This is a genomic window from Streptosporangium becharense, assembly GCF_014204985.1.
Taxonomy (GTDB): Bacteria; Actinomycetota; Actinomycetes; order Streptosporangiales; family Streptosporangiaceae; genus Streptosporangium; species Streptosporangium becharense.
The window spans coordinates 1,981,717-1,993,351 of sequence record NZ_JACHMP010000001.1; the positions used below are offsets into that span (position 1 = coordinate 1,981,717).

The 11,635-nt window shown below is 69.8% G+C and carries 8 protein-coding genes; 2 read left to right on the forward strand and 6 right to left on the reverse strand.

Annotated elements, in window-relative coordinates:
• Positions 1 to 30: 30 nt before the first annotated feature.
• Together rpoD and dnaG are read right to left on the reverse strand one after the other, a co-directional pair.
• The gene (gene rpoD, locus F4562_RS08485; protein WP_311734026.1) at positions 31 to 1,134 is read right to left on the reverse strand and encodes an RNA polymerase sigma factor RpoD; all 1,104 of its coding nucleotides are present in this window, start codon (positions 1,132 to 1,134) and stop codon (positions 31 to 33) included.
• Positions 1,135 to 1,319: 185 nt separating this feature from the next.
• A complete protein-coding gene (gene dnaG, locus F4562_RS08490; RefSeq protein WP_184542329.1) occupies positions 1,320 to 3,173 on the reverse strand; it encodes a DNA primase in 1,854 nt (617 codons plus the stop codon).
• 191 nt (positions 3,174 to 3,364) lie between these two features.
• On the opposite strand from dnaG, the gene F4562_RS08495 reads away from it, so the two are divergent.
• A complete protein-coding gene (locus F4562_RS08495) occupies positions 3,365 to 4,282 on the forward strand; it encodes a M23 family metallopeptidase (RefSeq protein ID WP_312872202.1) in 918 nt (305 codons plus the stop codon).
• A 172-nt stretch (positions 4,283 to 4,454) separates the two neighbouring features.
• On the opposite strand, the gene F4562_RS08500 is transcribed toward F4562_RS08495, so the two are convergent.
• The 4 genes from F4562_RS08500 to F4562_RS08515 all read right to left on the reverse strand — a co-directional run bounded on the left by F4562_RS08500 (position 4,455) and on the right by F4562_RS08515 (position 10,962).
• Complete coding sequence (locus F4562_RS08500) at positions 4,455 to 5,687, reverse strand: deoxyguanosinetriphosphate triphosphohydrolase (protein WP_184542331.1); 1,233 nt, start codon at positions 5,685 to 5,687, stop codon at positions 4,455 to 4,457.
• 243 nt (positions 5,688 to 5,930) lie between these two features.
• Positions 5,931 to 8,573 carry a pyruvate, phosphate dikinase gene (ppdK, locus tag F4562_RS08505; protein ID WP_311734027.1) on the reverse strand — a complete coding sequence of 881 codons (2,643 nt, stop codon included), beginning with the start codon at positions 8,571 to 8,573 and terminating at the stop codon, positions 5,931 to 5,933.
• A 593-nt stretch (positions 8,574 to 9,166) separates the two neighbouring features.
• On the reverse strand, positions 9,167 to 10,552 hold the full coding sequence (locus tag F4562_RS08510) for a glycine--tRNA ligase (RefSeq protein ID WP_184542335.1): 1,386 nt from the start codon (positions 10,550 to 10,552) through the stop codon (positions 9,167 to 9,169).
• Between the two features lie 131 nt (positions 10,553 to 10,683).
• A complete protein-coding gene (locus F4562_RS08515; protein WP_184542337.1) occupies positions 10,684 to 10,962 on the reverse strand; it encodes an antibiotic biosynthesis monooxygenase family protein in 279 nt (92 codons plus the stop codon).
• Positions 10,963 to 11,006: 44 nt separating this feature from the next.
• Here F4562_RS08515 and F4562_RS08520 point away from each other — a divergent pair, with 44 nt between their 5' ends.
• Positions 11,007 to 11,414, forward strand: coding sequence for a DUF6703 family protein (locus F4562_RS08520; protein WP_184542339.1), 408 nt, complete (start codon positions 11,007 to 11,009; stop codon positions 11,412 to 11,414).
• The last annotated feature ends 221 nt before the right edge of the window (positions 11,415 to 11,635 follow it).

Sequence of the window (11,635 nt, forward strand, 5' to 3'; positions counted from 1 at the left end):
CGGCGGAGGGGGTCCGCTCGGCTCGCCGCCTCAGTCGAGGTAGTCGCGGAGCATCTGTGCCCTGGTCGGGTGGCGGAGCTTGGCCAGGGTCTTGGACTCGATCTGCCGGATGCGTTCGCGGGTCACGCCGAACTCCCGGCCGACCTCCTCCAGGGTACGGGGATGCCCGTCTGCGAGCCCGAAGCGCAGCTGGATGATGCGCTGCTCGCGTTCCGACAACGTCGCAAGGATGTCGTCGAGCTGGTCCTGCAGCATGATGAAGGCCGCCGCCTCCATCGGCACGACCGCGTCGGCGTCCTCGATGAAGTCACCGAGGTCGGAGTCCTCCTCGCCGATCGGCGACTGGAGCGAGACCGGCTCCTGGGCGATCCGCTGGATCTCGATCACCCGCTCGATCGGCAGGTCCATCTCCAGCGCGATCTCCTCGGGCACGGGTTCGCGACCGAGATCCTGGTGGAGCTGCCGCTGGACCCGCACCAGCTTGTTGATCGTCTCGACCATGTGCACCGGAATGCGAATGGTACGCGCCTGGTCGGCGATGGCTCTGGTGATCGCCTGACGAATCCACCACGTGGCATAAGTGGAGAACTTGTAACCCTTGGTGTAGTCGAATTTCTCCACCGCGCGGATGAGCCCCAGGTTGCCCTCCTGAATGAGATCCAGGAACAGCATCCCCCGTCCCACATATCTTTTGGCGATCGACACGACCAGCCGCAGGTTGGCCTCGATCAGCCGTTGCTTGGCCCGCGCTCCCTGCCAGACGAGCTCCTTGAACTCCGGGAAGACCATGCGCGACGCGACGCCGGTCAGTTTGTCCTCGGCGAACAGTCCCGCCTCGATCGACTTGGCGAGCTCCACCTCCTCCTCGGCCGTGAGCAGCGGCACCCGGCCGATCTCCCGCAGGTAGATGCGGACGAGATCGCTGGTCGGGGCCCTCTTACCGACATCCTCCTCATCGGCGCGGGCGGGTTCCTCGTCCCCCTGGGGTTCGAGGACCTCCACTCCGTGCTCGGCGAGCATGCGCGCGACGCGTTCGAGCGCGTCGGACGGCAGCTCGGATCTGTCGAGAGCGGCGGCCACGTCGTCGACCGTGACGCTGCCGCGCTCCCTTCCCTTCGCAACGAGGTCGGCCACCTGGTCTACCGATGGCGGCCCACTTGGCAGCACCGATGCACCCACGAGGGACAGTCTGCTGTATTGGCACCGCTAAATGGCAGACCCATTTTTGTCACCCAAGGTAAGATCCCGATCATTATCGGATCGAGACCTTTTCGGGGTTTGGCGGAATCGAGCCGCGGATATCAAAGAGAATTACGCCGTCAGCTCCCGGCGGCGCGTTCCCGAAGGACGCGCCGCTGTTGTTCCAGCGCGACCAGCTCACCGAACAGGCGGTTGTACTCCTGCTGCTCCTCGACGGGATTGGTGCGCTGCATCCGCGACTTCAACTGCTCGATGGCCCGCGTCACCGAGATCATCTCCAGGGCCGCCAGCATGGCCGAGGCGTACCGCTCCTCGCTCGTCAGGTCGGCCCGGAGCTCCTCCACGGCGAACCGGGTGACCATGCCGCGCAGCGACTCGTCGGCCTCGGCGAGCAGGCGGTCGACCCACTCTCGCCCGCCCGGTCCGGCCGCGGCGGTGCCGCCGGCGTCGATGATCAGCCTGTGCAGCGCGACGTGCTCGGGGAGGGTGAACGCCTCCGCTCCGATCGCCTCGAAGCGCGCTCCGAGCAGCGCGGGACGCTGCACGGCCAGTCGCAGCACCTCGGCCTCGGTGCGGACGCCGGGATCGGTGAGGTCGGCGACCCGGCGCGGTCCGGCCGGGCGCTGCGGGCGTGCCGGCGCCGCCGTCGCGGAGATCTCCGCGATCCGGTCGACGACGAAGCGCTCGTTGTTGAAACCCAGCCAGCGGTCGAGGTCGACGGCGTACAGCTGGCGCAGGGACCGGTCCTTGATCCCGGCCACGATGGGCGCCGCCGCGTCGAGCGCGGAGAGCCGGCCCTCGTTGGTGCTGACGTCATAGCGGGAGATGACGCTGCGGATGGCGAACGCGAACAGCGGCTCCCGGCTGGCGACCAGGTCGCGCACGGCCGCCTCGCCGTGCTTGAGGCGCAGGTCACACGGGTCGAGACCGTCTTGCTGCACGGCCACGAAGGTCTGGGTGACGAACTTCTGCTCCTCGGCGAAGGCCCGCAACGCCGCCTTCTGGCCCGCCGCGTCGCCGTCGAACGTGAAGATCACCTCGCCGCGGGACCCCGACTGGTCGAGCAGCAGCCGGCGCAGCACCTTGATGTGCTCCTCGCCGAAGGCGGTGCCGCAGGTGGCCACGGCCGTCGGCACACCGGAGAGGTGGCAGGCCATCACGTCGGTGTAGCCCTCGACGATCACGGCCTGGGAACGCTTGGAGATCTCACGCTTGGCCAGGTCGACCCCGTAGAGCACCTCGCTCTTGCGGTACAGCGGACTTTCCGGGGTGTTCAGGTATTTCGGCCCGTCTTCGGCGTCGTTGAGCTTGCGGGCGCCGAATCCGATGACGTCGCCGGTGATGTCGCGGATGGGCCAGACCAGCCGGCCGCGGAAGCGGTCGATCGGGCCGCGACGGCCCTCCTTGGCCAGCCCGCCCTTGATCAGCTCGGCGGCGGTGAACCCCCGGGCCATCAGATGACGTGCGAGCGCCTCCCACTCGGCCGGGGCGTAACCCACACCGAAGCGTTCGGCGTCGACCCGTTCGAACCCGCGCTCGGACAGGAACCGGCGCCCGGGTGCGGCCTCGGCCGCCGACAGCTTCGCGGCGTAGAACTCCGCCGCCGCCCGGTGGGCCTCGATGAGGCGGCTGCGCTCGCCCTGCTCGCGGCCGGGGACGTAACCACCCTGCTCGTAGCGGAGCTGGATGCCGGCGCGGTTGGCCAGGCGCTCGACGGCCTCGGCGAACGACAGGTGCTCCAGGCGCCGGACGAAGGTGATGACGTCGCCGCCCTCACCGCAGCCGAAGCAGTACCAGTAACCCCGGGCGGGGGTGACGTTGAACGAGGGGCTCTTCTCGTCGTGGAAGGGGCACAGCCCCTTCAGGTTGCCGCCGCCCGCGTTGCGTAGCTGGATGTGCTCGCCCACGATGTCGGCGATCGGTGAGCGCTCTCGTACGAGCGCGATGTCCTCGTCACTGATCCGGCCTGCCACGCGGCGAGTCTAGCCCCGGCCTCCGACAGGTCGGGGCGGTACGACGGAGACGGACGTGACAGGAGGAACACCGACTTTCCCGAAGAGGTCATGACCAACCACCAGGTCGGTTACAAAGGTAAAGACGCATTCTCGATAATCTTATGCGGGTGGAGATCATGCGATCGGGGCATACAGCACGATTGGCCATCGTGACCGGTGCGGTGCTCGTCACCGCGGGCTGCGCGTCCCCGATCGGGGTGGCGGGCATCGGCACGCCGTCCCCGGGGCCGGACACAGGCGCGGCGGGTGTGGTGGACACGGCGGGCACAATGGGCACAGTGGGCACAGTGGGCACGGTCGCCGCGACGAGCCCGGCGACCTCCACCCCGGAGACCTCGGAGACCCCCACCGCGGAAACCTCGGAGACCCCCGCCCCGCCGACTGCGGTCGACCGGCCCAAGCCCGACCCGCCGGTGCGGGTCCCGCCGCCCAAGGTCTCCGACCACACCTACGTCTTCCCGGTGAAGGACTGCCGGGTCACCTACGAGCGCCGGCTGCTGGTGCTGCCCAAGACCACGATCTGGGCGGCCAAGGGCTGCTCGTTCGTCTCCCCGGTGGACGGCGTGGTCGACGAGGTCAATGTCAAGAACCGGTGGAAACCGTCCACCGACCGCGGAGCGGACCGCGAGGGCCGTTTCGTCACCGTCATCGGCGACGACGGCGTGCGCTACCTCGGCGGCCACCTGGACACCGTCGCCGAGGGCGTCCGGCCGGGCCTGAAGGTCAACGCGGGCCAGGTTCTCGGCCGGATCGGCAACTCGGGCAATGCCCGCTCCACCGCGAGCAACCTCTACTTCGCGATCTCCTGGAAGGCCGACCCGTCGCTGTGGTGGGTGCGCCGGGGCATGGTGGAGCCGTGGGACTACCTGGACGCCTGGCGGGAGGGCAACCCCACGTTCTCCCCGCGTGCCGCGATGCTGGCCGTGCGCAAGCGGACGGGGGCGGCGCCCGGGTGCGTGACCCTGTGCGCGTCCAAACCGCAGCCCACCCCCGGGCCCACCCGGAAACCCAAGCCGAAGCCGAGGCCGAGCCAGCCCGAGCAGATCCCGCTGAACGGGGGCGACTGACGGCCCGGCCGCACCGGCCTCTCCCGGGACCTCCGCACCGGAGCCGGACGGGCCGTCTCGGAGCGGCTGCCCCAGGCGGGTGAGCCGGCGTCCCGTCAGCCGGCGTCCCGTCAAGGACGTCGTGCCGGCGCCGAGGCGGCCGGCTCAGCGTCAGGGCACCGAGCCGACCGTCTCAGCGTCCCGAGAGCTCACGGTGCAGGGCGACGGCCGAGGTGTCGGTGAGCGAGGCGACCTGGTCGACGACCACCCGGAGCCGCTCGGCGTCGCCCGCGGCCCGGATGAAGGCGGAACGCAGCGCGGGCTCCAGGGTGCCGGGCGCGCCCAGCATGATCAGGTGAGCGAGGTCGTGGATCAGCTCACGCTGCCTGGCCTGGTTGGCGTGGTGGTCGTCCCTGGTCATCACGTAGTGGGCGGTGACGCCCTTGAGCAGCGCGCACTCCAGCCGGGCCGCCCGAGGCACGATCAGGTCGGCGCTGTGGCGACCGGCGGCGGTGCCGTACGCCTCCCGGGTGGCGAACTCCGCCGACCTGCAGAAACGGCCGATGAGCGCGCTGGTGAGCCCCTTGATCGCGGCGAGTCCGGCGAGGGAGCGGTCGAAGTGGCGGGGCCACAGCGGCTGCGCGACCAGGCGTCCGAACAGCTCCTCCAGCTCTCCGGGGTCGGCGTCGGGCGCGTACCAGTCACGGGTGACGGCGCAGATCTCGCGGCGCTCCGCCGGGTCGCGCAGCGCCTCCAGTTCGGCCCTGCCCGAGTGGAGGGCGTCCTCCAGGTCGTGCACCGAGTAGGCGACGTCGTCGGCCCAGTCCATGATCTGCGCCTCAAAACTGACCCGCCCCGCCGGCGCGTCCTCCCTGATCCATTCGAAGACCGGAAGATCGTCGGCGTAGACGCAGTACTTGGGACCGCGCTCCCGGGTCCACGGGTATTTGACGGCGGCGTCCAGCGACGCGCGGGTGAGGTTGAGCCCGGCACTGCGGCCGTCCTCGGTGAGGACCTTCACCTCCAGCCGGGTCAGCAGGCGCAGGCTCTGCGCGTTGCCCTCGAAGCCGCCGCACCCGGCGGCCAGCTCGTTGAGCGCGGCCTCCCCGTTGTGCCCGAACGGCGGGTGGCCGAGGTCGTGGGCCAGGCAGGCGGTCTCCACCAGGTCGGGGTCGCGGCCGAGGGCCTCGCCCATCTCCCGGCCGATCTGCGCGCACTCCAGGGAGTGGGTCAGTCTCGTGCGGGCGACGTGGTGACCGCTGCCCAAGGTCTCCCCCGGGCCGACGACCTGGGTCTTGGCCGCGAGCCGCCGCAGCCCCGCGCTGTGCAGCACCCTGGCCCGGTCACGCCCGAACGGGCTCCTGCGCGGGTTGCCGGGTGGTTCCGGCACCCATCTGGCCTGATCACGCTCGTCGTAGCCATGCATAAGTGCCCTGATTTTATCCGCGATGCCGGTGATCATTCCGAACGGTGGGAAAACACCTGTTGACCAGCACAAGCCCTGCGCGGGGGTGGCGACCGGCCTCACCGGCGCGTGCCCTCCGCCGGATCGGCGGTCCGCGCAGGGTACGGCCCCGGTGCCCTGCGCGGGGGAGGCGCCCCGAAAAGAACGCGGGCCCCGGTTCCGGACGCGCCGGGAGACCGGGGCCCCGCGACGGGACAGAAGAGATCAGCGGGTGTCGGAGCCCGCGCAGACCAGAGCCGCGCGGGCGGCCTCCAGACGCGCGACCGGGATGCGGAACGGCGAGCAGGACACGTAGTCCAGGCCGACCTGGTGGCAGAAGTGGACCGAGGCCGGGTCGCCGCCGTGTTCGCCGCAGATGCCGAGCTTCAGGTCGGGGCGGGTCCTGCGACCCTCCTCCGCGGCGAGGGCGACGAGCCTGCCGACGCCGTCACGGTCGAGGGTCTCGAACGGGGAGACGCCGAAGACGCCCAGCTCCAGATACTTGGAGAAGAACGCCGCCTCGACGTCGTCGCGGGAGAAGCCCCACGTCATCTGGGTGAGGTCGTTGGTGCCGAAGGAGAAGAACTCGGCGGCCTCGGCGATCTGCCCGGCGGTCAGCGCCGCGCGCGGCACCTCGATCATCGTCCCGACCAGCGCCTCGACTCCGGCCTCGGCGAGGATCCGCCGTGCCTCGTCCCTGACGTGCTCCAGCTCCTGGACCGCGCCGACGAGCGGGATCATGATCTCCGCGCGGGCGCCCGGCACGGCCGCGGCCGCGTCGGCGATCGCCCGCACCTGCATGGCGAACAGGCCGGGGATGACCAGGCCGAGCCGCACGCCGCGCAGGCCCAGCATGGGGTTCTGCTCGTGGAGCCGCTTGACCGCGGCCAGCAGCCTGCGGTCCTTCTCCTCGGCCGCGTCGCCGGCGAGGGCGACCTTCACCGCCAGCTCGGTGTAGTCGGGCAGGAACTCGTGGAGCGGCGGGTCGATCAGGCGGATCGTGACGGGCAGGCCCGCCATCGCCTGGAAGATCTCGGTGAAGTCGGCCCGCTGGAGCGGTTCCAGCGCGGCGAGCGCGCGCTCGCGCTCCTCGTCGGAGGACGCCAGGACCAGGTCCTCGACGAGCTGCCTGCGCTCTCCGAGGAACATGTGCTCGGTCCGGCAGAGTCCGATGCCCTGGGCACCGAACCTGCGGGCCCGCGCGGCGTCCTCGGCGTTGTCGGCGTTGGCGCGCACCTGCAGCCGGCGGCGGGCGTCGGCGTGGGACATGATGCGGTCGACGGCGCGGACGAGCTCGTCGTCGAGGTCGCCCGTGCCCTCGAAGTACTCCACCACCGGTGAGGGGACCACGGGCACCTCGCCCAGGTAGACCAGCCCGCTGGAGCCGTCGATGGAGATGACGTCTCCCTCGGAGACCACGACGCCGCCGGGCGCGGTGAACCTGCGTTCCCTGGTGGAGACCTCAAGCTCCTCGGCGCCGCACACGCAGGTCTTGCCCATGCCTCTGGCGACCACCGCGGCGTGCGACGTCTTGCCGCCGCGGCTGGTCAGGACGCCCTGGGCGGCGATCATCCCGGCGAGGTCGTCGGGGTTGGTCTCGCGGCGTACCAGGATGACGGCCTCCCCCCGCCCGGCCAGCTCGACGGCCCGCTCGGTGCAGAAGACGGCCTTTCCGACGGCCGCCCCGGGCGAGGCGTTCATCCCCTTGGCGATCACCGTGCCGCCGGTGTCCTTGGCGAAGCGGGGGAACATGAGCTGGGCGAGCTGGTCGCCGGAGACCCGGGTCACCGCCTCGTCGAGGTCGATCACGCCCTGGTCGACGAGCTGGACCGCGATGCGGAACGCGGCGCCCGCGGTGCGCTTGCCCACGCGGGTCTGGAGCATCCAGAGCTTGCCGCGCTCGACGGTGAACTCGATGTCGCACAGGTCCCGGTAGTGGTTCTCCAGGGTGTCCATGATGCGCAGCAGCTCGTCGTAGACGGGCTTGTCGATGCCCTCCAGCTCCTGCAGCGACATGGTGTTGCGGATGCCCGCGACCACGTCCTCGCCCTGCGCGTTCTGCAGGTAGTCGCCGTACACGCCCTGGTGGCCGGTGCCCGGGTCGCGGGTGAAGGCCACCCCGGTGCCGGAGTCCATGCCGCAGTTGCCGAAGACCATGGAGCAGACGTTGACCGCCGTGCCCAGGTCGGCGGGGATGCGCTCCTGGCGGCGGTAGAGGACGGCCCGCGGGGCGTTCCAGGACTCGAAGACGGCCCGGACCGCCATGTTCATCTGCCGGTGGGGGTCGGCGGGGAAGTCCTCGCCGGTCTGCGCGCGGACGATGTCCTTGTAGGTGGCGACCAGGCGCTGGAAGTCGGCCGCCTGGAGGTCGAGGTCGGCGCGGCCGTCCTTGAGCTCCTCCAGGGCGTCGTCGAACAGCTCGCCGTCGATGCCCTGCACGGTCTTGCCGAACATCTGGATGAGACGACGGTAGGAGTCCCAGGCGAAGCGCTCGTTGCCGCCCGCCTGCTTGGCCAGTCCGCGTACGGAGTCGTCGTTGAGGCCGATGTTGAGGACGGTCTCCATCATGCCCGGCATCGAGAAGGCCGCTCCGGAGCGCACGCTCACCAGGAGCGGGTCGTCAGCCTGGCCCAGCCGGCGGCCCATCCGGGCCTCCAGCGCGGCCAGATGCTCGGAGATCTCCTCCTCCAGGCCGTCGGGGAAGGCGGCGTCCGCCAGGAAGCTGCGGCACGCGTCGGTGGTGATGGTGAAGCCGGGGGGCACCGGCAGTCCGAGATTGGTCATCTCGGCGAGGTTCGCCCCCTTACCGCCGAGCAGATCTTTGAGATCTTTGTTGCCCTCGGTGAAGTCGTAAACGTACTTGGGCACGGTTGCTCCTTCTGCGACTTCAAGCGACGTCTGGTTCCGCCTCTCTCGGACTCTACCGATAAAGAAGATACCGAAACGGCACACACCGATGGACATCGCATCTTCGCAGCTCAGAGCCTACATACCGGTCTAATCCACTTCAAATAACCGTCAAATCCGCAACCATATCCATCAGACGAAAAATTGGTTTATACCAATTGGTATAAACCAATTGTCTCAGCATTCAAACACGTTCACGGAAGGTTCAGCGCTCGTCCGGGGCCGCGCACCGCCCGCCGGATCCGGCCTCCGGCGCGGATGGACGGGGCCTCCGGAGCGGGCGGGCAGAAGGCTTCCGCGCAGGCGGACGGGGCTTCCAGCGCGGGCGGGCAGAAGGCTTCCGCGCAGGCGGACAGCGGAGAAGGGGGCAGGAGGACCAGAAGGACAGGGAGAACGGGGGGGCGAAGACGACGGCCGGCGGCCCCGTGACAGGGGCCACCGGCCGTCGCAAGCCGGGCCGAACCGCGTCCGCCCGGCGGCTCGTGGTGAGCCGCCGGGCGGATACGGTCGGATCGGGTTACCGGGCGGGCCGGCCGGGGCCGGTCGCCGTCGGGTCAGTCGTTGAGGTGCTGGCGCAGGTAGGACTCGACCTGGTCGAGGGCGACGCGCTGCTGGGCCATCGAGTCGCGCTCACGGATGGTCACCGCCTGGTCGTCGAGGGTGTCGAAGTCGACGGTAACGCAGAACGGCGTGCCGATCTCGTCCTGGCGGCGGTAGCGACGGCCGATCGCACCCGCGTCGTCGAACTCGACGTTCCACCGGCGGCGGAGCCGCGCGGCCAGGTCCTTGGCCTTCGGCGACAGGTCGGCGTTGCGCGACAGCGGCAGCACTGCGACCTTGACCGGCGCGAGGCGGTGGTCGAGGCGCATCACGGTGCGCTTCTCCATGACACCCTTGGCGTTGGGCGCCTCGTCCTCGGTGTAGGCGTCGAGCAGGAAGGTGAGGGTGGCCCGGTCGACACCGGCGGCCGGCTCGATCACGTACGGGACGTAGCGCTCACCGGTGTCCTGCTCGAAGAAGCTCAGGTCGGTGCCGGACGCCTTGCCGTGCGCGGTCAGGTCGTAGTCGGTGCGGTTGGCGACGCCCTCCAGCTCGCCCCACTCGCTGCCGGTGAAGTTGAAGCGGTACTCGATGTCGACGGTCCGCTTGGAGTAGTGGGACAGCTTCTCCTGCGGGTGCTCGTAGATGCGCAGGTTGTCCTTGTTGATGCCCAGGTCCGTGTACCAGCGGAAACGCTCGTCGATCCAGTACTGGTGCCACTCCTCGTCGGTGCCCGGCTTGACGAAGAACTCCATCTCCATCTGCTCGAACTCGCGGGTGCGGAAGATGAAGTTGCCCGGGGTGATCTCGTTCCGGAACGACTTGCCGATCTGGCCGATACCGAAGGGGATCTTCCGGCGCGCCGACTGCTGGACGTTGAGGTAGTTGATGAAGATGCCCTGGGCGGTCTCCGGCCGCAGGTAGGCCAGGCCCGATTCGTCCTCGACCGCGCCGAGGTAGGTCTTGAGCAGGCCGCTGAACTGCCTGGGCTCGGTGAAGGCGCCCTTGGTGCCGCAGTTGGGGCAGGTGATGTCGGCCAGGCCGCCCGCGGGGGGCTTGCCGTGCTTGTCGGCGTACGCCTCCTCGAGGTGGTCGGCGCGGAAGCGCTTGTGGCACGACTGGCATTCGGTCAGCGGGTCGGTGAAGGTCTCCACGTGGCCGCTGGCCTGCCACACCTCACGGGCGAGGATGACGCAGGAGTCGAGGCCGACCACGTCGTCGCGGCCCTGCACGACGGCCTTCCACCACTGGCGCTTGACGTTGTTCTTGAGCTCGACGCCCAGTGGACCGTAGTCCCACGAGGCGCGCAGGCCGCCGTAGATCTCGCTGGAGGGGTACACGAGCCCGCGTCGCTTGGCGAGGCTGACGATGGTGTCCATGATGTCCGTACGGCGTGCCATGAAAGGGAATCTCCATCCGGCTGGAGGTCGGCGAGGAATTGACTGGGCATCCAGCTTAGGGGAGTCGGGAGGGCGGGACATGCCCATAAACCATGATGGGGGCCTCGACCCGGCAAAGCTTGCCCGGCGGCTCAGGGACGGTCGACGTCCTCGAACGCGCTCGGCTCGTTGACCATCAGCGTCATCAGCGGATACATGACCATCCGGGCCGCGCTCAGTGCCCTGCGGTAGAACCCCGCGCCGTCCCACTCGCTGACCAGCGCCCACAGCTCCGGCTCGTCCACCGACCTCGACACCCGGCCGCGTACGAACCCCGGCTGCCCGGCGAACGCGTCGACGATCTCGTACGCCCGGGCCGTGAACTCCTCGGTGCGGTCCTGCGGCACGGAGTAGCGGATGAGAGCAAGCATCCGCCCAGCATGCCAGAGCCCGCCCGGCGGGTTAGGCTCGGACCGTGGCCGACAAGCGCGGGGAGCGCCCCGCACACCCGCTGGCACAGAGCCGTCCCCGGCAGGACGGCCGTCCCCGGCAGGGCCGGCGTCCGCTGCCGCCGGGCGAGCAGTTCTTCACGCCGGGTGCGACCGGGCTGCGGCGGAAGATCGAGCTGCGCAGCGCGGCCCCGCTCGTCTTCCTGTTCCAGCTGCCCCGGTGGATCGCCCCGGCGGTGCTGGTGGCGCTCATGCTGGCGGCCTTCGCGGTGTCGTCCTTCTGGGGCGGCCTCGCGGTGCTACCGGTGATCGCGTTCGTGAGCTGGCTGGCCTACATGTCGTGGCCGTCGCTGGGCACCGGCGGGCGGATCATGCGTGTCGCCCTGCTGACCTTCCTGATCCTGGTGGCCGCCGACCGTTTCGGCGCCTTCTGACCCTTCCTCGGGGTACCGCCTCTCCGTGGTGCCGCGCTCACACCCTGCTCGCCTCCGCCGACGCCTCGCCTGCGTCTCCTGCACACCCACCCCGTATCCCGTCCCCGCCCGCCCCGGGTGCGACATCGGCCGAGTCTGATTCGGACAAAGGTGATGGGTTGCGATTTTGACAACCATTTTCATTTACCCGCATACTGGTCGGCATGATGTCCGAGTCATCC

Excerpts from the sequence above, each read along its gene's own strand:
- F4562_RS08510 (WP_184542335.1), bottom strand. The coding sequence starts at position 10,552 with ATGGCACGCCGTACGGACATCATGGACACCATCGTCAGCCTCGCCAAG.
- F4562_RS08515 (WP_184542337.1), bottom strand. The coding sequence starts at position 10,962 with ATGCTTGCTCTCATCCGCTACTCCGTGCCGCAGGACCGCACCGAGGAG.
- F4562_RS08500 (WP_184542331.1), bottom strand. The coding sequence starts at position 5,687 with ATGCATGGCTACGACGAGCGTGATCAGGCCAGATGGGTGCCGGAACCA.